The organism is Janthinobacterium sp. HH104 (assembly GCF_001758715.1).
Classification (GTDB): Bacteria; Pseudomonadota; Gammaproteobacteria; order Burkholderiales; family Burkholderiaceae_D; genus Janthinobacterium; species Janthinobacterium aestuarii.
Map to the genome: position 1 here is coordinate 374,952 of NZ_LRIB01000027.1, position 22,766 is coordinate 397,717.

Sequence of the window (22,766 nt, forward strand, 5' to 3'; positions counted from 1 at the left end):
TCTTGAGGTGCGAATCCCCAAAGTCAGTTGGTTGGTCCCAGTTCACTCAAGCTTATAGCCAAAGGGGATTGCTGTTCACCTCAATAACCGTTGCTACATCGCGAGTAGCTCCATAATTCTGACTACGTCGTAGATTTCAAGGCCCGACATTACGCTTCCGCTGACAATGAGTTTCGATGAATGCCCGCTTCTGCAGAAGCGGACGTTTTCCTAATCGCCCAACAATATCTAATTTAAGTGGGGCCCAAACCCTCGTACGACCTGAAATTTCGTCAGTATTGGTCGAAATCGACGCATAGCCGACTAACGTTTATTCCGCCACGCATGTTCCGCTTGGTCATGTTCCCAAGGCACAGATGGGCGTTGCGAAACGATATCCAAAGATAGTCCGTTCCTGAAACCGTCTACATGCCTTGCTCGCTTCACAAAGTTTGGGTCAATGTCGCCCTTCGTACATCGTGGCATCCATCGTCCTAAATACGTACCAAGCGTAATTAAGCGATGCTCCTGCGAAAGTGGTGTTTTGGAAGGTAAAGTGCCACTATAATCTCCAGCGTCAACAACGTAGATGTTCTTATGTGTGTAGAACACGGCGACAGCCTCTTCAGTGTGACTCAACATATCTTTCGACTGCTTCTGCAAGCGTATTGCGTCCTTCTTGGACATAGCGAGCGAACGTACATCCTGGCCCCCTCCAAGCAACTTAGCCTGGAACAGAGACGCTTTTTCCACAGTGCCAATCGGAGTTTTAATTCGAACAAGAAAGCCACCGTCTGCGCCGGAATGACTTTCCTCTGTGTGCTTGTTATGCTGTCGGTACTTGAAGTCCACACGCAGATTGGCCCCATGGATTCGCTGTTGCATCAACGCGTGTCCTAATGCGGACGTCAAGGCCTCTTCGTTTCCGTGGCTCGCAATTTCACCAAGAACCTGCTCCACAGCTCGGTCGATGAGCGCTGCAATTTGAGTCTGTGTATGCTGGTCGATAAGAAAAGTCAAAGTTTTCTCTGCCTGACGTAATTAATAATTGGCGCTTTGGCGCGTTCGCAATCAGCCCACTCGCCGCTGCGCACGGTGCTTAAACGCAGAGAAAGCCGATGGCAAACGCATGCGACCGGTTGAAAGTGGCCGAAGGCCGCAGTACTGTCGCTCAATGGTAGATTAGGCCGCCTTTTTGTCTTCGACCCTTGAAAGCAGCGTTCCCGTGGCAATCCATCGGTACCGTGCGTCGTATGTGGAGCTCGTCTTGGGATGCGAAATGACTACAAATTTGTGTACCGTAACCTCTCCCACCAAGTGGGCAGTATAAATAGACCCGGACAGCTTTACGAGCTCCACTTGGGGGGGCTCCTTGAACGGATGAGGGAATGGAATTTCTTTCCACGAGTAGCCAGCGACGACAAACTCATCGCGGAGCATTGTTACGGTCCCAATTCCATCAGACGATTGGTATTTCTGAAGCTTCGCGGACACATTTTCCTCAATGCGATTACCTGGGACAAACAGGACATAGCCTACAAAGACCGCAGTGGCTACAAAGAGCACTGCAAGAATCCATGAGTTATAGTCGGTAAACGCGGTTAAATATAAGCCGATGATTGAGGCGCCACCAGCAATGACGTTGAACACAGCAAATAGGCGGCCCAAAGGTAGGTACTCCCTTTTTGGAAGAGTGGTGAATCAGCTTAGCGAGTTTTCCTCAAGACTACAAAGTCAGCTCAATAAGCTAGAACGTTGAATTCGAGCAATTGCTAATTATAGCTCATGTGTTATTTGTTTATGGTTATTCGCGCAGCACCAAATGGTCAAAACATTGCTGGTTGCATCACAACACGTAGCCAGGCGGCGAGGTTAAGTTAGGTTAATTTTTCACATGTTTCAATCGCATGGCGCTCTTAAGGAAAAAATCCCTGAACTTAGACTCTGAAAGCAGGAGCGAGCCTTTTTCCCTCTCATGCTCATATGTTTGAAAACCGATGTGTTCACCTTCAAAAGCTGGTGGTAGTCTTTCGTCAAGCCTCCTACCTCTTGCCAAGGCAATTGCTGACAAGGCTTTTTCAATGGCAGCAGTACGCTCGGATGCTGCTGGGCGTTTTCCCTATTTTTACACGGCCACAATTAGGGCCACAATCGCGATCACTACGGACCATATCGCCCATGGTGCGAAGCTCTATGCGGCCTCAGCTGAGTCCCTTACTGACTCAACAGTTGAGACTTTCCGAGCAAGCTCTTTTTCGTGCAACCAACGCCACTTATCGCTGCGACGGTAAGCAGATGCACTGTTCTTGACTTCTGCTCAAACCGCCGCTTCGCCTAAACTCTCTAACCGAGCAAAAAACTCTGCATCGGTTTCAATCGTGCCTGGCATTGCCCAAATGAACACCGCTTTAGGTTTTGGGTCTTCGGAATGCAAATACATGGCTTCCGCCCCTATTAGGATCAATCAATTAAAACGGTTTATACCGTTTTTCCACGCACAACCAACTTTAGATCGTACAAACACTGCAATGTCACATCACTAGGAACCCCAGCAGCTTTAAGACGAAATGCAAATTCGATTGGTGTGATCGTCGGCTGTCGAACTGCTTCTACGATGGCCCTATAAATTACATCAACATGCATTGACCGACGCAGAACTGCTCTTACATTTTCCAAAAGCGCACCACTAGACTTCCACCAACTGGAACTCCAAATATACCGATACTTACTTGACGTGAAAGCGGGATCAACATCATAGATCCGCGTTGTATCTTTTTGTAGAGAAGCAATCATTTCGCGCTCAGTCTGCTCTTGTTCTGCTTCAAGAGCCGCAGCAATACGCTCATTCTGCTGTCGTTCCGCTTCAAGAGCCGCAGCAATACGCTCATTCTGCTGTCGTTCCGCTTCAAGAACCGCCGCAGCACGTTCGTTCTCGATACGTTCGCGTTCAAGCTGTTCAATGAATAGAGCGGTGTTTTCTACCAACAGGGCTCGTTCGTCGTCTGTAAGTGGTCTTGCATCGCCACCACCATAATAAGGCGGTACCGCTGTACCCAGCCCACAATATAGCTTTGCAAAACATCGTGATCCCAAGACATGGAATTTGCCATTATCAAGGACGACGTGTATACGTTTGAATACTAAATGACCGCATCCGTCTGCCTGGCACCTTATTCTATTAGCGTGCGATACCTCCACGATGCTCAACAAATGGGATTCCGGTTTAGTCGTTGACATCATCTTGCGGTTTCCTACACGGTTGTGGTCGCATACGGACATTCGTAGAGTCCGGCTCCCTGAGTAGCGTCAAGAACGGGCTGTGTGCTAGCTATCAGCCTTGTTTGCCCTTTGGGATGCCAGCAATTTTTTCCTGAATAGTAGAAGCTGGTACCAGCGGGGCTTAAACTTCTCTCACCGATTGAATCAACTTCAAACCGACCTTTCCCCAAACGAACGACCGTCGCACACACATACTGGAGGCGACTGCCTTGAGTATGACGAACGACTACTTTCGCTCCAACTTGAACATGCTCCTTCAGCCACTCTTTCACGCTTGTTGCGCTCTGTCCAAAACAAGGTGCTTGATTCATCCTATGCTCCATTTCATTTTGCTGGCCGCCGGCCAGTACGGGTACCTATAGAGCGCGATTTTCTTGTCGTTTAGTCACAACGATTCATTCCATGGTTGGCTGCGGACTTCAGTACGTCTTTGACTTCAGGCCCGACAGACGCGGCCGACAGTAACCAGACCTCTTCTACTACATGCGAAAACAGTGAGCTCCCCGAAAGTTCCCTGGCCAGCGTGGCGCGATCTTTAGCCCCGATGTGCAACGGAATTATTCGCCCATGAGATTTTGAAGGTAAAGCTGCTTAATGTCGAAATCGAGGTTTTTTTGCAAAATGGTCTGATCACCGATCTCAAAGCGCTTGTCTTTAACTTCGTGGTCCACCAGCGCCAGGCATCTCTCGATGTATTTTTCAGTTTGCTCAACCAACTCCGTCAGATCAGCGCACAGCGGGAGTACGTGGCGTAAGATATTACAATTAATCGCAATGATTTGTTCCAGTTCCATGGCATCCCAAGATTTACACGATCCGAAACCCGCGTTAGTGAGGATACCGTTGATCTGCCGAGGCTGCCTATCACCCACTCCAGGGAAACACTCGTTAATAATTCGAACTTTGACCGACTGATCCAATCGGTCAAATTTTCGAAGTTGTTGTATGCCTTCGCCGATCCGTCGGTCCAGATTTCTGACCATTCTTGCACCTTCCGGATACAGTGTCGCTTTAGCCTGTATCGTCAGTAACGTGTTGGACTTCGCGCAATACACGAGCATGTCAATTTCGGTTCCGGGAATCTTCTTTTCGAGTACCACTTCATAGCCGTTCGCTTCGAAGTGATGCTTTGCGCGTCGCAAAAGCGTCGGCTCGAACAGGTCCGAAATCGGTCCGTGAAATTTGTATTTTTCTGCAAACGGAGGATGATTCTGGACCGTCATCAAAAGGTTTCGAACTGACATGCTCATGAAAGCCATGCAGGGACAAAAATACAAATCGTCGCCCAGCGACCAGAATGGCGGCAAGGAGCGCTTGCTGATAGTCGATCGTTTCTCCCCGCTTTCGAAAAAGAACTCGCCAAACTTGTCGAAATCGGAATCGCTAGCGCCTGTTAGGCACGACACGGTCTCTTTGATAGTTTGTTTTGCGACCACAGCCATGCTGAGCCCCTCGGCAAGCCCATATTTGATCTCATAGCTGAGCTTGTGTTGTTCGCAGTAATCATTTACCGCCATCGCTGTCTGCATATACGCGTAACAAATCGCGCCGAACGCTTGTCTGATCTGCCGAAACGCAGCGGCACTCGAAAATCCTAATTCGATGAAGGCAGCGTCCGGAACCAGGTCCGCTTCGCGATAGTTATGATGCATCGTCTCGTATATTCGCTGAATATACTGTGCACCCTTAATGACATTCTGTACATCACGACGATCTAGGCGCCGTATTACGGCAACCAAATGCTCGCGCGTGCCAGGTACTGTAAATCGCGGAATGATAGGCGTGCTCAGGTTCGAAAGAACCGAATCGACCAACTCGACGCGGCGCGCCCTGTCTGAAGCATAATCGACCAACCAAGTGTACGCATCGAACCGCTGGCAAGTATAGATCCCGTTGTGTATGAAAGGAAAAACAATGTTTAGATTAGCGCACATCATCAAATCTAACAAAGCCGGATGGAGTGCCTCGACCTCGCCGAAGCGCTGTCGGCAGTCCTTCGGACTCAACGGGGTCAAATCCAGATTGCGCTCGAACACGAACGTTAGAGGATTCAAGAAACTGATGTCGAGGTGACCGTTTTCTATAAATTGGATCGTCGCCAGCTCGGATATGAAATTGAACAGGACGCCAAACGGAAGTCTAAGCAGCAGGTTTTGATCGAAATGAGTATCGATTAAGGATTCGATGCTACCAAGGTCGTGATTCATTCAAGGTGTGATTTATAGCGATTCGGAAGTATTGAAAACACGGCAACACATAATACTCGACAATAAAATATCTAATTTTGATTATAACGTAAAATTGTCAATAAGAAATTTTAAATAATTACTTCGCCAATGAGGGGGCTTTGGCTCTCGTGCTGGTAATTATTGTTGTACCCACCGTGAACGCGGACACTGGCTAGAATTAAGAGCAACCGCCTTATTCCTGTCCCGAAGGACACAAAAATTACGAACGATGCCGTTTCGCTAGAGGCTGGCAGGAGCAAAGGCAGTATCAAAAAGTCAACCAGGCACTAACCACAGCATTCAACACCCACTACAGATTCAGATACCAAGCCGCCAAGTCGGCGGTTCGACGAGTGGCGCGTTTTGAACTCTGTTGATCAATCGTTGATATTGCCGCTATGAATATGGACCTATGTGCGCGATGATCGACCTGCCAGCGACACCACGCCGCCAGCCGTGGGGTTCGCCTACTCGCCCGACCGCAAAGGTAACGGTCAGATCCGGTCGCGTTTACTACAAGTTATTCCTGGCCGAGAATCGGCTGAAATGCTGGCACGGCCCGTTTCAAATGCAGGTCGCTACAGCTACCTTCGCCCAGAAGCAATGTTATACGGTGCTGTGCTAAGTGAAGATGGAATCCAAGGCTTTTACCATGGAGCAGTGCCCCGTTCAAGGAGGGTAATCAATTTTTTAGCGACATTGTCGCAATAGTTGGATCCTTTTTTCATGTTGAACTCCTAAAAAAAATAGCTACAAGAAGTGGCCAGATTGAACAATGGAAGCACGCAACCACTCATCCGCCAAGATGGGCAGCAATGTGCAAACGAGAATGGAAGGCTAAGAGCGGAGTGCTCTTGACATCGAGGGAAATTCCCGTGCGCTGGGCACGTGCAAGGAAGCGGAGCAACTTGCACTTGGTGATCCGAAAAGATCATCATGTTCTAATGTTAGGCTTCACGACAATATATGTCAATCTGGTTCTCCATCGCCCATGCATGGGTATTGCTTAACCGATCCGTGATCGACTGATTGAATAGTTATTATCGCGACACTAAGCATCAACACTAGCATCAACACTATATATCTCGTTACCCTCAGAAGTGCACGTACGCAACTGGTGAAAATGGAAAATACACCATAGATATGTCTGTGGAGAAAGATGTTTGCCGAAGCAAAAAATCACGCAGATTTTGCCCTATCCGAGATCCATTTAGTCAATTGACCTACTGTATAGGCAGGTGCTCGTCCGCAGAAGAAATTTAAATTCATTTTTATATTATTGCTAATCCAGTTTTCATATGACACGTAATTTTTTTTAATAATATTCCTGGCTTCTGCCACGGAGATGGCATCACGAATGTTCTCAATCTCGAGCAGCTTACTCAACGTAGTTTCAACGTAGTCTTTCTTTATAGCCGCAGGAGATGCACTACGACAAACTAAATCTTGCAAATTGACAAAAATCGATTCAGCATATTTCATCTGAAATGGCTTAGCGGCTTCCGATGCAGATTGTAAATTTCTATCCGAAATGATGGCATTATAAAACTTTATTAAGCTATTTTCTAATAAGCCAGCACTAATTACGCCCGCATGTGCCAATTGGAAATAAAAAGCAACTGGCTCCGCGATATCAGCTACTTTAAATGAACCAAAACCGTTACATCCTGCAAAGACAAGTCCCAGATTACACCGAGTTTTCAAATTTATTTCGGCAAGTAACGACTGCAACTCACACCATTCGACACGTTCAGAATCATTTCCAACTTCAAGACCATTTTTGTCGCCATGAAATTCCAAATGAAGAATAAAACCCATATTTGGAACCACTTCATTTTTTAACATTTTCAATTGCTGAAGTAGTTTTTCGCGGCTTTCAACAAATTCGTGTTTAAGTTCTACTTTTTTGAAGCTGCCGTATGCGCATTCATCTCGAAGACGATTGTAAATAACCAAACCTGTCTGCTTTTCGGCCGATTTATTCCCATCAAGTATGAGCACTCTGGTCAAATAAAATGAGGACATGAACTTAAACTCAGTTAAACTATCAATAAAATCCATATATTTTTCTTAAAAATTTTTCATAACAATAGCCTATCAGAGACCTACAGGATACGATATCCAACTACATCGTACATTCTTTTTCCTCGTCTATTCTTCTTACCTAACGTCCAGATATACTTGTAAGGATTGATAGTAAAGCACCATTATTTTGTCCCACTAAACTTGATCCAATGGCACATCCATGCTAAGGCGAACTATGGTCCAGGCCATTGCTCCGCTGTATTCCTCAAAGTGTATCTGGTGAATTTTTTTTAACTCTACCAAGTTGCGAAGTCCTCTACAACATCGAATCTCCGACACTCTTCTGCTAAAACTGCCACGGAATGAAATACCATTCATCGCATATGCAATCTTGGTTTCTTCATCATAGCTGATGAAATTACAAAATTTTCCGCGTCCGCTACTTTGATAAACTGGACTATGAGCATCCCGTGTATTGTTCAAATACCTGCCAGTACGGTGGCATCAAGGGACGTCAAATTCTTGAATATCGGTGCTACTCAGGAATCCACTTCATATGATACATATCATAGTCCTGATGATATTTCGCGACGATAAAATCGGAGCGTTCAAAGAATTCTCGTCGACGCGAGGTTTCGCAGGTAAGTTCAATCGGTACCCGAAAATTGAAGTGTTTCTTTACTTGCTCCACGAGCTTTTGACCAATGCCGCCCCCCTGAAATTCCGGAAGTATGTATATAAACATCAGGTCTGCACCGCAGTTGAAAGGGTATTCCGATCCATCTCGAACCATAGCGAATCCTTCCTCCCGTCGGAGAATGAAAATGCTCCCGCGTTGTAGGTAACCCAGGTAGGGATCAGGAAAATCCGGGCCATAGACGTTCGATGACTAATCGATACTAGTCCTCGCTAAACGGTGGATCGGTGCGCCGAGATAGCCTTTCATCAGGCAGGCCGGCGATCGCACGGAACCGCGGATACAAATCGCGCCGTCGGTCAGCCTCGATCTTTGCAAGAGTTTCTTTGGCTTGTCGAGAAAGTCCTCGCGGCGACCAAATTTGGCCTCGCTCATCAATGACGACCACCAGCGAACGATGACTAAAGCAGCTGGTGTCTCCAACACGCCCGCTCGACTTACCTCTATGGTATTTTTGGAGCGTGAGTACGATGACAAGGCTACGCTCGGATACCTTGAGCAGGGAAAGCAATTCGCCACGACTGATGAACAAGCGGTATCCAGTCTCGCTCCAAGCATAGTCACCCCGTCCACCCTCGGCGCCCCAGGCTTCGGCACGATACGCTGTTCTCCCGTCAATTGACCAGCGGCGGCTCACCTGATCATCCGCACTTGTACCCAACAGGTCTCTCGTCCACTGTGACGGAAAAGGCCTGTCGAGTGCCGTGGCGGCGCCATAAGGATCATGCCGATCAAGTTGGTGCTCGGTGTTCGGCGTCGTCTCCACCCATGGCTGAACCGTGTGGCCGCCGCCGAAGTGACTGACAATCTCATCTTCGTCGTCAGGCAACCATCTGAAGAATGCTTCAGATGACAGCACCGTCATGACCACCGCTCGCGCATCACTCGCATTCGCCACTACGCTTTGAAGCGTGACAGTTGTGTCTCTCCCGATCGACCAACGTCCCGCAATCTGAAGCCAGTCGGCTACCACCTTGCCGTCCTGCAAACCGAGCAACGGTGTTAGCAGATTACTGTCCTCGCGGACGGTGCTTCTCTCGCCACTCTCCGGCATAGGCATGTCCACCTCCTTGGTAAGGTCGAGCGGAAACGGATCGGTGAGATCGGCAAGCCAGAGGCCATCGTTTCTTGATAGTGTGTATTCCCTCAGGAACGCGGCCCAAGCATCGCCGTTCCAGTCCTCACCGACAATTGCCTGTGTTGCCAGCAACTCGCCGGCAACAAGCATAAGTGCATGCCATCCGAGATATCCTCCATACCGATCTCGGTCTGGAACATACCCCGAAGACCAGGATTCGTCATTGCTTCTGCTACGCGGGCAATCGTGCATTCCTCGCACGGTTGCGTCCCAACGCCGCACCCACGCATTGATGCGGTCTTCCACCTCCCAGCCTGGGCAAGCGAAGACGTGGCACAAACGCTCGACCTGATATTTGTTGAAGTCGTAGTCGAGGCGAAAGCCATCTTCTGCTCGCGGCAAGGAGTCTGGCCTGGCTGCGTACCGGAACTCGCGATAGTCGGTTCCAGGCACCGATGGGAAGGGCGACTGGTTTGCGGAGTCAAGCTTAGCAAGCATAGCTTCGCGCTCTTCGGGTCTGAGTGCAGGCGCAAGCACGCGAAGTATGTCTATCGCGAACGCACGCATGACAACGTGCGGGAACTCAGTAGAACAGACGATCCGTTCAAAAAATGCGCGATGGGGGATAAATACGGTAGCGGCGTCTTTCGCTACGCGGGCGAGCGCCATCAACAACCAGAGCTGCGCATGCATTACGTAGAAAGGCAGCTTCGCATCGCCGAAAGGCAAATTCGAAGCTGCCCCAAAGCGGTCAATCAGCCTATCAATCACATCCGATCGTCCAGCCGTCATCAAGCGCCGAACAGCATGGGCGGCACGCCACCGCATTGCTGCGACGGGGTGGCCCAGCCTCGCCCACACTAATCCCGCTACAAATGTTGCCTCATCGGGCGGCACTTTAAAACGCACGTTCCACGGTCCGTCACCAACTTCAGACGGCAGCTTTTCATCTGTGTTCGCCAGAAACCGTTCGAGGCCTTCCGCGATAGCACTGGCACTGACGTCAGGTGCCAGTCTTGCGGCGAGCGCGAGCCAAGCATTACCACCAAGACTGTCTGCGGTACTCCGAAGCGCTGCAACTACATGCTCGACAAGGGGGGCCCGTTTGGCATGAAAACTCAGCTCCAGCCCCCGCCAGCCGCCCCACGCGTCGTTGCTTGAACTGGCAAGTTCGGAGGCATGCTTGGTGGCCAGGCGCAGCCCCAAGTCAGGCAAAGCATCACGCATAGCCGCTGACGACCTCCCCCACTCCTCTAGGTAGCCGTCCAATGCGTGGATTTTGTCAACAAGCGTGGCGGCCGTTGTTTCAACGACTGCGCGGACGAACCCAAGGCGCTCGGTGGGAGAGTTCGCTTGCTTAGCCAAATCGATTAGTGTTCGAACTGGCCAACGCCGCCCTGACTGGTCAATTTCTTCATTAAGGATCTGACGATCAATGTCATCAGCGTCCGTGAGGTCCACTGGAAAGACGGGCGGCGGCTCCGCCGCAGCTGACGGAGGCATGACTGTTCGCGATTCTGATTGGGGGCCGAGGCGCGCAAGCAGGCCCTCGATTCGTAATAGCGCATGAGAAGCGGCAGGAAGACCCTGCTCACATAGGTCATGTAGCCGCTGGATGGTCTCTCGTGCGGGAGACAGTTGATCCTCACGATCGATCTCGGTCAGAAGGAGATCGAAGAACCATTCCCATCGCTTTTGAGGTAGACGGCGAATGACTTCTGACGCGAAGTCTGATATGTGCCACGTCCACGTTTCGACTGGAGCAGCCAAGCCGAATAGCGCGACGGCAGCTTCCACCGAAAGCTTCGAATCACGAACGAGGATAGTTAACGCCGGACCGAGTGACAGTCCGAGCCGAGCCGCGTCACGATCGTCCAGTCGTGCCAGCGTAGCCAACGTCGCTCGACCAGCAGTCGGTACCATCGTTTTCGCGTATTCAGTCCAAGGGAATTTGCCATCCTCGTTCTGATTCAGCTCAAGGATACGCGCCATGGTGTGCGCCGACGCCGGCTGCAGTTCAGGACCCGAATAGCGGCCGGTCAGCTCCAACAAGTGGTTGGTACGATCAAAATCATCCGATCCAATTGCCTCGGCAAGATCAAGCGCACGACGAAAATAGGCCGCAGCCTCTTCAGTGCTTACTCGCCAGACTGCGCGAGCGAGATCACCGTAGGATGAAATTCTAGATCCGACATCGGTATCGAGCTGGATCTTACGCTCGACATGACCGGCAAGAAGGAGCGCAGCATCATGGCACGGGGAGATGCGCGATAGTCGAGCAACCGAATTGGTCAGCTCCGGGGTGAATAGGCCTGGCGCACTCGCGATCCAGTCGACCATGCGTTTCGCAAGCGAGGCATTGAACGCACCTAACGCATCGGCAAGATCAAAAATCACTCGAAAACCGTTCCGTGCGAGATACGCCATCCCATCACGATACGGATAGTTGGACGATTGCTCGACATCACAGATAAGTCGTTCGAACGCTGCAACAACCATCTCATCTCGTGTCGTTCCAATCGGCGGACGAATGATGTCGGCGACATCCTGAGCATAGTTCAGCATCGGAAGAATCCGGCCGCCCAGCGCACGCGAGTAGTCTGAGCGTTTTTCCTCGTCGAGACCACACCGCCGCTTCCGTCGGTGCCGAGTTCCATCGAATTTCGGAGCCACTAGCTTCTGGTTAAGCACCCGACTGAAGGTCGCAGCGCCCCGCGATCGAGCACTTGCAGGCACCAACTCGATTAATTCCGCTGGTGCTATGTCAATTAGGGCGGCGCGCTTCCGGCTCAAAGCGGCTCGAACACCGGCAGCCAGTACGGTCACATGGATCGCGCGGTCGCTCGGATAGTGACTGGAATAGTCATAAACGCTTGGCGGTGTAAGTGCAGTTCCAGCGAGGATGCTTACTGCCTCTTTCTCCATGCCGAGCTCTATGGCCAGTGCCGATGCCAGCACACTAGCCATCGCCAAGCCTTCGCTTTTGCCATTCGCAGAAGGTGCTGCAGCAAGTGCCGCGACAAGTCCTCTGGCGTAGGTTGGGTCACGACCAACGAATGAAAACGCGGCAGCGTAGAGCGCGCGAGATGGCAGACGGCAACGCAACAACCGCATTCCGATGCGGGTTTTGGGCGGATGCGCCGAACGCTGGTGTCGATCCAGAAGATCGAACAAATCCATAAACTTGGCGAAAGCCACACCGTCGTCTTGACGAGCGAAAAACTCTGCAACGCGCACGTCATTACCCGCCAACATCTCGACATAGGCGAAGCCAATATCGTCCCACTGCCTTGATGCACTCGATCCGCTAAAACGCTCTCTGCGTTTACTATACGCGGCCCAATTGTGCCAATCGATTGATCGCCGTGCGTGGCGGCGGGCCTCGTCTCGGTCGCCTGCGAAGGCGTTCGCGAGTGCAAGCGCGGCGTGTTTCCCCCCAGGCCAGCCAGCATTGGTCGCGGAAAGCCGCCGCAAGGCTTCGGGGTCACCCGCTATTGCGGTGAGGTCAGGGTGTTCGTAAAGGAAGCGGTCAGATCGCTCATGTCCCGCGGCAACGAGTGACGCTTCCAACAGCAGGCGCAGAAGGTCGTCGCGCCGGCTCAGCTCTCCCGCCAAAGCTATCGCGGCGGTGATCCGCGATAGACGGATATCGCGTGCGCTTACCTGTGAAGCGCCTCGTGGCACACGCAGATCATAGGCCAGTTGAATGAGCTGATCGACATCGCACAGGGAGGTGAGCAACGCAGGCAGTGCCCGAGCTGCATAGTTTGAAGTGAGTTGGCGTTCTTGGAGTGTGGCGATTACGCGGTCTCGGTCAACTTGGCTCGCGCCATAGCTCGATCGGATCAGGGTCTCGGTCGGTTCATCTCGAAACATCAGACCGTGGGGCGTTCGCTCAAGCAAAGGGGCGAGGTCGGCAGCGAAACTTTCAACCTGCTCCGCGATCAAGCCGTGTGCGGCAGCCAGCTCTGCAATAGGGACCGGGGGCGCCAGCAAGGCAATGCCTGTGAGCAAGAGATCAATGTCTGCATCGCTTGCGCCGCGAGCGCGTGCAGTTTCGCGCGCTTCGGTAAGGCGCTTGCGAATCAGCACGTTTAGCAAATCTTGCGGCTCTGCTGGTGTGTCTGGGAAAGACACGGGATCAAACGGTCGCCCAGTGGTAATCAGGTTGTCCAGACAGCGTGGGTTAAGGCCTGACCGAGTCTGCAAAGCGGCGATCTCGTGAGCCGACACATTCGGCACGCGCCGCTCAACAAGGGAGCGTACTTCGGAGTTAGTGAATAGTGGGATGGTGTAAGGACGGTGCGAAGCACCACCGGTTGCCAGCGCAAGTCGTTCGGTTCGGCACGATGCGACGATGCGTACGCCATCGATCGGATCTACGCTGATGCTACGCATGAGAAGGTGTGCGAACGATGATGTCGCGGTATCCCGCGCGGCAAGCCCAGCGTGGTCGATCGCGTCGAGTACCAGCGAAACACATGCATCGCTGCGAGTTTGCCTAGCTGTCTCCACCGACTGGGCGAGCCGTCTGCGGAACGCTCTCAGCAAGCTCGTCACATCAACTACCGGCAATAGAATGTCGCACAGGCCTTGCCCGGCCATAAGGTTGGCAAGGTGGACAAGCGTTCTTTCCGGGAGATGTCGGCCGTCGGCAGGATCCCGCCAGCGACCAGCGCCGAAACCATCGAAGAGCACCACGGGACCATCGGCTTGGAATCGGTCGGCGAGGCCTTGCATCAAAACCGTCTTTCCCATCCCGCCCGCAGCATGGACCACGAGAGGAAGGCCCGTTTCACGGGCGAGAATTGCAATGTCGTCAAAGACTTCGCGCTGAATGACGATTTCAACTTCGGGAAACGCGTCAGGCGTGGGATACAGCCGATCTTCGTGCTCCACTTCCAACTCAGCCAGGACCGCTACCCGATCAACTCGTTTGTCCGTCTCGCTACCGGGACCGGCCTTGATCCTGATAAGGTTCCGCAACTTTAGCAGGCGTTTCTCCGCATCAGGGTCCCCTGGTTCGCTCCATGCGGCAAGAGTTGTTGAAATTGCACGCTCAGCCTCTGTCAAGCTCCCCTTACTGCCCACCAAGTCCAGTCGTCGCAGCAGGTCAGCAAATGGATGAGGATAGCCTTTCATGGCTTCTGCGATCTGGCCTGTTTGGCTAGCAATATCACCGGATTCTTGCGTGCCTGCGATGAACGCAGAAATCGCTTTCCCCAAGTTCTCGTGGATAGGTCTGTTTGTCGCGAATTCATAGCGGACTACGGCAAGAACATGGTCATCGCCATGGGTCGCCCGCAGCTCAGCATCGGTTACGGCAAACTTGCAGAGAGTTGAAGCCAGGTCAGCAGCTCGAACTGCCTTTGAGGCGCTCGCGATCGAGTACTTGAACTGGACAACCGCGACTCGATGCGCCCGTGCGACATCCGTGGCGCCATAATACCGAACAAGATCAGCAATCTCGACCGCGCCGATTTCCAAACTCTGCTCGTCCTGCTCGTCGAAACCCTCAAGCGTAATCGCTGTAAGGTCGGTCAGCGGTGGCAGGAGTTCAAGGGCGGTGCGCGCCGCCCAAGCTTCATGAAAGGCATGGCCTGCCTTTGATGCCCGAAGTTTGTCGATTTTTATCGGCGTTGTGCCAGTATTGTCGTCACTCATGATCGGCTTGTCGTACCTGCGTCATCCTACCAAGGCTTCCAGCGCTTTGGACGCAGAATGTGGCAAGCGCCGCCCCTCTTTAGCCACATTGACCTGCAAGGCCACCCGCGCCACGTCAAAAACGTCTTTGTCCAATGCATAGTTGCCCTTGGCCTGCAACCAGGTCAGCACGTCCGCCAAGTGCCAGATCGACGCACTCCCTTCATGCACTGGCGCAGGAAAACTACCCGGGTGAGCCAACATCAACTTGCGCATGTTCTGCCGCGACACCCCTACGATGTTTGCCACGTCGGTCAGCCCTACCAGATCTGGTGTCACTTCGATCAGCCGTGCCGACGGCGTGGCACGGCGCACATCTGCCAGCGCGCTACGCACAGCCTCGTCCGCATCCGTCGCCTCGCGGGTGAACTCCAGCGCCAACCGCCCTGGTTGCCCGAGGCCTACCAAAGCATCGTCGCAGCCAGCTTCGCCCAAGCGTTCGACCAGCACATCCGAACCGTGATCATCATCGGCAAGCTGGTATTTCAAAGTGAAGGTGTATTCCATCGTGCTACTCCTTTGCTCCGTCATCGGTCTCATACTGCTTACGATGCGTGGTGCAATTATCCACCACGCGCCGCAAGGCTTGAGCGTGATTATCGGGGTTCTTGGGCGTATTCCATATCGAGGTGATGCAAAACTCTCTGCAGCGGCACTGCTCGTCGTTGTACGAGCAATAAATGCCCCCCCAAAGCGTGGTTGCCACCAACCTCTATACGCCACTCCTACTCTCCGGCGTACTTCAGAGCTTCCACGACCTCTTTCTTCGGATGTAAAGGACGGACCATCAATGGTTTCCAGTATGGCGGGTGATCGGAATGGTTGTCAAGAGACAACCATTCCGCTATTTTGAGGCTATTGCGCTCATTACCGGAACGACCACGTTCTCAGGCATCAGCTTCGGCACATAAACCTTTCCATCGCCCCAGGCATCAATCATGTTGGCCCACTCTTGCGGCATGTGGCGCCGCTGCTCGCCATACTCAGCCTTGTTGTAGACCGACCGCGAGGAACGTCTCTCATGCGCTAGGCACTTCTCGACCCAGTCCCGGTTGAAGCCGATCTCGTTCAACAGCGTCGACCCAGTGCGGCGCAAATCGTTGACAGTGAACGGCTGCAGCGACAACTCTTTGGCTTGCGCTCCCTCAACCACGAGTTGCGTCACCCGATTCAAAGTCGCATTGGACATAAACCGCGCCGCATCGTAACGAGAGGGAAAGACGAATTTTGAGCCTGCCGCACAGGCGTGCAGCGTAACAAAGTTATCGAGCGCATGGCGCGACAGATAACCAGCTCCAACTTGGATCAATGCCGGCTGCATTGGCAGGTGCTGCCCAAGCTGCCGTGGCAGCCGCGGTCTTAGCTACGGCTGCTGTGCCCATTCAAGGATGCAAACAGTAATCGCAATGATAGTGGCCTGTTTGGCAGAAGCGAGCCAAGGAGGATCATGCGAGCAACGATGGACGATAGCAAACCCTGCGTACGAACCTTTGATGTTTAATCCAAGTGCATATCAACGCTATGGACAAATGGGGTCCTCAAGTGCACTTAATATATGGTATCTATATCAAAACATCATTAATTGCAAGCCTTTTATTTGATGAGACTCAATGTGTCGCACTTTCTAAAAAATACTAATACCCAGGCTAGTGCACCATCAACTCTCCACCTTCCGAGCCGATGCACGAGCCATAATCCATGATCAAATCAAAAGCCTTTATGACCGCCAACGGAGCCACTCGCACCTCGGTATTGTTCCGCTATTAATATTAAATCTATAAATGCCAGCAGGCCCAAGCCGACGGACTCACTGGACAAGGACTGAAGTCAATTTTCGATCAGTAAAAATTGTCTGTAACGTGGCTGATTTAATTCGAACATTTGTGCGGCGATTGAGAATTTCAATGGACACTTCTACGTAGTAGGTACGAAGATACTTATATAGAAGAGTGTCACTGACCTCAAATTCACTCAGTGAGGAACGACCGAGCAATAGGTGAGCGACCAGCGCTAACGGTCCTGCTAAATATTGCCCAGATTCACTAGTTTGTACTTCTAACACCTGTTCTAAACTTTCGGCCACGCAGTTTAACCAGTGATCGGACAAGTGACATGGCAGAGCAGCCGACGGCCCTTTGTCTAGGACCTCGCTCTTTAATGCATCTAACCTCATAACAGGAGGAAGTGGATGTTCCATTGGGCTACCTCGTATTGGCTAAAAGTTCAGATCTCCGCCCCTTCGAAGAGTTACGGAGTGAAATAAGTCATAAATTTCTTGGTCTATTTTGCCCTAGGATCCGAATATGGTGAGGTGAATTTTGTTCCGTTAAACGAAAATTTTGACTCTATTCAAGTCGACCGGATGCACGATTAGCAAGCTACGCAAGGAACTTGAACAACCACAGGACAAATTCGCACATCATTCTTCGATAGATCGATGCCACATAGAAAATAAAGTTAATGGAAAGAAACATTAAGTACTGCAAATGTAACACGTATTTTACGCACATAGTCACCGACAGCAGATCCGGCGCCTAGGCTGGTAGGAAGCTTGGTAAAATGAATCCAAAAGCCGACGCCCAACGGAATGGATACCATGTTGCGAAAAGACCTCGAAGCCAAGAAACGACAACATTACGTGTGGGCGAAGTATCTAGCCCGATGGGGCCGCGGTACGATGAACGTTTTCTACACCACGAAAACGGGAAAGTTTGCGCACGACAGTGTACGTGGCATTGCCGTTGACGACTATTTCTATAAAATTACCGTGCTTAATAGTAAGCATATTGAGGTGATCAAAGGATTCTCACGAAATAGCCCCGATCATTTGCAGCAACACCACATGTCATATCTTCATGACTTTCTAAGGATACAGCAGGTTGAGTTCATCTATGGCAAGTCTGGCACTCAGAATCTGCAAATTGAGCAATATCTCCAGGCGTTGAAATGCAATCAATTGGAAAATCTCCATGCTGCCCATGAAAAAATGGCACTTCCCGTGTTAGCCGCGTTAGCTGAAGAGAAACTTGATGTGCTGCAAAATCAGCGGCATATGCTCGAGTTCATGACATTCTTCGGACACCAGATTTGCCGCACAAAAACTTTCCGAGATGGTGTAATGCGGGTCCTGTCTAGACAAAGTGCTCTTGAGATTGAAGTCGCCAATGCTATGCAGCATACGTGGTGGTTCCTGAGTTATATGTATGGAATGAACATGGGTTTTAGCCTGTACATTGGGCGCCAGAACGCGAGGCATGCATTGCTGATAAATGATACTAGCGTGCCTTTTATCACGTCCGACCAACCTATCGTCAACGTGCATTCCTGTGTTTCTGATAAAAAATTTACCCCACCTGAGTATGCCGATCTCTATTATCCGATTACTCCACGGGTCGCTTACATCATTTGCGACTCCGAACGGTTCCCATCAGGCAGGCACGAGGTTGATAAGGCGACTGTTGTGGAATTCAATTCCAAAGTCGCAGCCCAAGCCATGGTGTACATCATCGGTGATACGGTGGATGCTATTCGCCCTTTCAGAAAGTACATCGGGCAGAACTATCAAAGTGCGCCTGATGGCCGTGTCAAGACCTGACAGAAAAATCATCGGACAACTTGGCACGTATGGCTTCACAATAGCCATGCATAAAATGACCAAAGTAAAGCGGCTCAACGAAGTTAACCTACGAAGATGACCACACCAAGCAGAACATGAAAAACATGGCCATCAGTGGGATACTCACTTCACTCACCGACGTTGCTCATCTTGTAAATGGCACGATGAATTAAAAACTATGCCACACTTGGCCAGCCAGCGACCGCTCGACGGCCACCAGTCTTTTCGTGACTTGACCTACCGGCGGCAGACGGTGCGCGGTCCTGCAGGCAAAGCGCGGATCGAGGGTAACGACAAACATCGACTGGCTCTTCTTGACAAAGAACCACTTAGCTAGGCGGATCAGTTTTCGGTTTGTGCCAGAATGAACGCTTCGCAATGGTGTGAATAGCAGGACTGCCATATATTTCAGCAAGATGTACAATATATTGTGCATTCAAGAGGTGAAATTGTGAGCATACACATGATCGGACAAGAGATTTATCTGCGGCGCAAAGCGGTTGGCCTGACTCAACAGCACCTGGCTAATCTGGCAAATCTATCGCGCCAGACCATACAACGCTTGGAAGCAGGGACAATTAAGGATCTTAGTTTTCAGCGCTTGACCAAGATCATGGGCATCGTCGGATTGAGTTTCGACGTTCCGTCGTTAGCGGCCCGGAAGCGCAAGAATGGCCTATGGATGGCCGCCAAAACCAGCAGCGTCAGCTATAAAAAAGAGATGAGCGTTGAAACCCTCCAGCATGCTCTTTCCACGGGTGAGGTTCCTCGCGGATACGAGGCGCAGATGCTTCATTTTCTGGATGAGGCACCGGTGCAAATTGTTGTTATGGCGGTCGAAGAGGCGGCCATGATATCCAATGAGTCGCCGACAAAAGTATGGTCACGTTTGGCTAAACTGGGTCCGGTACTTGGAGCCGAGCGCAAGGAGGTTTGGGGATGAGTGCAAGCACATATTCAGGAAATATAGAAGGTCCCCGCATGATTACTACCGAGGACGACGATTCTGGTTTCCCCCGACGACGTTTCGAGGAGACGCCAGCATTGGTTGACTTGCTACTATGGAGCAGCCCCACGTCGATGATCCGCACCCGCAAGGCTTTAAGCAATGGTGGGCCGTGCTGGCAGCTCGTCGCCCGGAGTTTTACTCTCAGCTTAGGTTTTTTTGCAGGAATTTTTGAAAAATCATCTTGGCATTCTCAAAATCAATGTAAAAGTCATTGATTTTCCTATACACGTTTTTGCATGAATTTTGCGAACCTATAACCTAACAGGATTTCATCCTAATTAGGTCTTTTTTTTCGATATTATTGTTACTAGAAACCGAAGAACATTTTTCGCTCTTCTACTTTGTGCAGACTGTGACGCGCTATGTGATGCGGCGTCGGCTCCACTTTTTCAGAGCAAAGTCTAAAAGCGAGTCCGTCGATGCATATTTCGGCCACCACGCCGCCAAAATCTTTTTCATAGCAGTCCTGCAGGATTTTCAAGTTGGTTGAGGGGAAACTATCTTTGAATTCCTTATTAAATTCCGGATAGAAATAGCGAATAAGCGCAGCTTCATACAGCGAAATTCTCTCCTGCTCCGTTGTATTAAAAAGCTTACTAATTCCATCCCTGATTCTCTTTCCATCGTCATCTTTCTTCTTCGCAAATGGATTCATAACAGTAAATAGCTGATTATTTGGCTGGATTGCCAGCATCAGTATGGTTAACCTGTATCCCTCGGGCACACCTTTAATAGCTATCTTTTGAAGCGTCTCATGCTTCAAAAGCCGATCGATCGCATTTCGCGAACCATCTTTTCCATATGCTTGTCCGATATACTTAACATTGAACTTCAGCATACCTACCTTTTCTTCAATTTTGTGCTTTAAGAAATCCTCATTGGGCCAGAACGTCTTTCCAGATTCGTCCTCAAGAATGCTAAATCCATCTCGTTGCCTTAGCAACAATCCTTGGGGAAGATTGATCGATATAGTGTGAGATAAATTTGCAACGGAGAAGTCCATTTCTAGTTGATTGCTATCCTGTCGAGCATCGAGAAACCTTATTGCTGGAGTATACCCAATGATGTAAATATGACACGACTCAATGACCCTCATTAAGGGAGCAAGTATGTTCTTATCATAGATATCTTCCGCGAAAATTGTGCATGAGTTGAACGCATACATTCCCAATGCATGCTCCACATCAAATAGAGCATTTGAAAAAAGTCCCTCTTGTGCAGGCCCCTTAGGCTGGTCTATCACGTACTCCTCCAGTTTAATTGATATTTTTAAAATTCCACATCGCGCAGTAGCCTACGTTTACTCATCAATGATCTTTACGATTTTTGAATCTACGAAAAGCGACACAGTTTGAAATTATGGCTAAATTAACAACAATGAATATCCTGTGCAACGTGAATACATTGATATTAATTCGTCGATTATAACCACGCAATACCACCGAAGACGTACTCTACTACCTCAACTGCAATAACCATTTCTATTTTCTCCAGCAGCACTGCTGCCTCGGCAGATACAACCTGCGTGGCTAGAACAGTAAGTTAAGAGTAAGTATGCGAAGCAAATGAATGTAAAATATTTTGTACATCTATAGAACTGCGGCATATGTATATCTACGAAGTCGGGAAAGCAGTTCGCATCAGTCGTTTAGTGGTCGGGTCAACGCAGCAACGTCGAGCGAAGTTAGCTGGTCGGTCGCACAAGACGCCGCAGCAGCTGGAAGCTGAAACCATTAGCAAATTGAGTTCCGGGCGCGTGGATTATTGGAATCCGTCGACGCCCCACGGGCTACTTGAGGTAACAATGATCGGCGTCGTAGCGCCCGCCGATGTTGCTACCGTCATACACCTCCTTGAGGAAGTGTCGCTCTAGGGTGGTATTATTGCAACAAAACAAGCCGACCTGCAAAGTGGCGCCACTGTTGTGCAGATTTGATAGCATGTGGATGCTCATCATCGATGCCTAATCGGGTACTATTTTAGCTCGATTGCCGTGTGGGAGTGGATGTCATACCGAAAAATACAACACGCGACACTGTAGTTCTTGCGAAGCAAGCGTGACCGGCCATACGGGCCTCGCCCAATAAGCGATCTTTTAGTGGGTGACATAATCCCTGATGGGGTGCGAGCAACACGTCGGCTGCCAGTTCCCCCTCGGCAGAACGGGCCAGCAATTGCGCCTCCTGCGCCGCTTCGATGTCGCCGGCCAGCAGGATCGCGTGCTTGCCTGCCGTGATTTTCACGGTGCAGCTGCGGGCGTTCGGCTTCAGGGCAATGTCCGTATGGCTGGCGGGCAATGGGTGCAGCATGGCGAAGTGCACGCCTTCCCAGGTCCAGCTCTGGCCCGCCGTGCAGTGCAGATAAGGCCGGTGCGATTCCCGCTGGAACTCGACGGCCGGATGGCCATCGAACAGCGACGAGGCCAGCCAGCCCACCTGCACGTTCTCGAGCAGGGACATGGCGCCGCCCGCGTGATCGAGGTCGCTGTGGGAAATGATGACGCCGTCAAGTTCGGCGATGCCGCGTGCGCGCAAATACGGCACGATGACCCTGCTGGCGCCATCGGAATCGAGGCTGTAGGCGGGTCCCGTGTCGTACAGCAGACGGTGGCCATGCGTTTCCACCAGCACAGCCATGCCTTGTCCCACGTCAAAGGCCGTGATCCACATCTGGCCAGGTGGCGGGCTGGACGGCAAGGCCGTCAGCAGCGGCAGCCAGCCCAGCATGCCCGCCCACCGGTGTGGCCAGCCACGTGGCGCCAGCAGCCATGCCGTGCCAAACAATGCCCAGCAAAAACTCCACATTGGCGGCGCGGGCGCCGTCCACACGGCAAAGCGGCGCGCACCCAGCCACTCGAGCACCTGCGCCAGCATCTGCACGATGGCATGCGCCAGCAGCAGCACCCCATCGGACAGGGGCGCTGGCAGCAGGCTGCCAGCCAAGGACAAAGGCGTGACGACCAGGCTGATGATGGGGATAGCCAGCGCATTGGCCACGGGGCTGACCAACGATACTTGCGAGAACAGCAGCATCGTCAACGGCACCAGCCCCACCGTCACCACGTATTGCGTGCGCGCGCCCAGCGCCACGGCCCCGCGCAGGCGGCGCCAGCGGCCAGCCTGCGGCGGCATGGGCGCCGTGGTGCGGCCCGC

General features: G+C 51.3%; 12 protein-coding genes and 2 pseudogenes. 3 read left to right on the plus strand and 11 right to left on the minus strand.

The genetic code is table 11. The features are described from left to right. Positions 1-303: 303 nt before the first annotated feature. The 9 genes and pseudogenes from JAB6_RS28920 to JAB6_RS10815 form a co-directional block, all read right to left on the minus strand. On the minus strand, positions 304-999 hold the full coding sequence (locus tag JAB6_RS28920; RefSeq protein ID WP_139143349.1) for a hypothetical protein: 696 nt from the start codon (positions 997-999) through the stop codon (positions 304-306). Between the two features lie 1,458 nt (positions 1,000-2,457). Beyond that, positions 2,458-3,219 (minus strand): hypothetical protein, encoded by a 762-nt coding sequence (locus JAB6_RS28925; RefSeq protein WP_139143350.1) that lies wholly within the window; start codon positions 3,217-3,219, stop codon positions 2,458-2,460. Between the two features lie 596 nt (positions 3,220-3,815). Further along, positions 3,816-5,465, minus strand: coding sequence for a hypothetical protein (locus JAB6_RS10795; RefSeq protein ID WP_070302774.1), 1,650 nt, complete (start codon positions 5,463-5,465; stop codon positions 3,816-3,818). Positions 5,466-6,665: 1,200 nt separating this feature from the next. Next, on the minus strand, positions 6,666-7,547 hold the full coding sequence (locus JAB6_RS28930; protein WP_139143351.1) for a hypothetical protein: 882 nt from the start codon (positions 7,545-7,547) through the stop codon (positions 6,666-6,668). Positions 7,548-8,046: 499 nt separating this feature from the next. Continuing rightward, complete coding sequence (locus tag JAB6_RS29940; protein WP_368072921.1) at positions 8,047-8,361, minus strand: GNAT family N-acetyltransferase; 315 nt, start codon at positions 8,359-8,361, stop codon at positions 8,047-8,049. A 49-nt stretch (positions 8,362-8,410) separates the two neighbouring features. After that, positions 8,411-14,950, minus strand: coding sequence for a hypothetical protein (locus tag JAB6_RS10805; RefSeq protein WP_070302776.1), 6,540 nt, complete (start codon positions 14,948-14,950; stop codon positions 8,411-8,413). 21 nt (positions 14,951-14,971) lie between these two features. Further along, complete coding sequence (locus JAB6_RS10810; RefSeq protein ID WP_070302816.1) at positions 14,972-15,496, minus strand: AlpA family transcriptional regulator; 525 nt, start codon at positions 15,494-15,496, stop codon at positions 14,972-14,974. Positions 15,497-15,500: 4 nt separating this feature from the next. Further along, positions 15,501-15,777: pseudogene (locus JAB6_RS29695) on the minus strand (hypothetical protein). A 56-nt stretch (positions 15,778-15,833) separates the two neighbouring features. After that, a pseudogene (locus JAB6_RS10815) lies at positions 15,834-16,277 on the minus strand (tyrosine-type recombinase/integrase); the annotation flags it as partial. A gap of 1,308 nt (positions 16,278-17,585) precedes the next feature. Between JAB6_RS10815 and JAB6_RS10820 the strand changes: the two are divergent. From JAB6_RS10820 to JAB6_RS28940, 3 genes are all read left to right on the plus strand, one after another. Beyond that, positions 17,586-18,584: a DUF4238 domain-containing protein gene (locus JAB6_RS10820; protein WP_070302817.1), complete on the plus strand. Its 999-nt coding sequence runs from the start codon at positions 17,586-17,588 to the stop codon at positions 18,582-18,584. A gap of 484 nt (positions 18,585-19,068) precedes the next feature. Next, complete coding sequence (locus JAB6_RS10830) at positions 19,069-19,548, plus strand: helix-turn-helix transcriptional regulator (RefSeq protein WP_083292657.1); 480 nt, start codon at positions 19,069-19,071, stop codon at positions 19,546-19,548. A gap of 38 nt (positions 19,549-19,586) precedes the next feature. Then, positions 19,587-19,829 (plus strand): hypothetical protein, encoded by a 243-nt coding sequence (locus tag JAB6_RS28940; RefSeq protein WP_139143353.1) that lies wholly within the window; start codon positions 19,587-19,589, stop codon positions 19,827-19,829. A gap of 92 nt (positions 19,830-19,921) precedes the next feature. Here the strand turns inward: JAB6_RS28940 and JAB6_RS10835 are convergent, their stop codons facing one another. Together JAB6_RS10835 and JAB6_RS10840 are read right to left on the minus strand one after the other, a co-directional pair. After that, positions 19,922-20,857, minus strand: coding sequence for a hypothetical protein (locus JAB6_RS10835; protein ID WP_254671545.1), 936 nt, complete (start codon positions 20,855-20,857; stop codon positions 19,922-19,924). A 736-nt stretch (positions 20,858-21,593) separates the two neighbouring features. Further along, a partial coding sequence (locus tag JAB6_RS10840) for a ComEC/Rec2 family competence protein (protein WP_254671547.1) occupies positions 21,594-22,766 on the minus strand: 1,173 nt, incomplete at its 5' end.

What these genes read in the sequence shown, in the direction of transcription:
- JAB6_RS28940 (WP_139143353.1), top strand. Translation starts at nt 19,587, where the DNA reads ATGATTACTACCGAGGACGACGATTCTGGTTTCCCCCGACGACGTTTC.
- JAB6_RS10795 (WP_070302774.1), bottom strand. Translation starts at nt 5,465, where the DNA reads ATGAATCACGACCTTGGTAGCATCGAATCCTTAATCGATACTCATTTC.
- JAB6_RS10830 (WP_083292657.1), top strand. Translation starts at nt 19,069, where the DNA reads ATGATCGGACAAGAGATTTATCTGCGGCGCAAAGCGGTTGGCCTGACT.
- JAB6_RS10820 (WP_070302817.1), top strand. Translation starts at nt 17,586, where the DNA reads ATGTTGCGAAAAGACCTCGAAGCCAAGAAACGACAACATTACGTGTGG.
- JAB6_RS10805 (WP_070302776.1), bottom strand. Translation starts at nt 14,950, where the DNA reads ATGAGTGACGACAATACTGGCACAACGCCGATAAAAATCGACAAACTT.
- JAB6_RS28925 (WP_139143350.1), bottom strand. Translation starts at nt 3,219, where the DNA reads ATGATGTCAACGACTAAACCGGAATCCCATTTGTTGAGCATCGTGGAG.
- JAB6_RS28930 (WP_139143351.1), bottom strand. Translation starts at nt 7,547, where the DNA reads ATGGATTTTATTGATAGTTTAACTGAGTTTAAGTTCATGTCCTCATTT.
- JAB6_RS10810 (WP_070302816.1), bottom strand. Translation starts at nt 15,496, where the DNA reads ATGGAATACACCTTCACTTTGAAATACCAGCTTGCCGATGATGATCAC.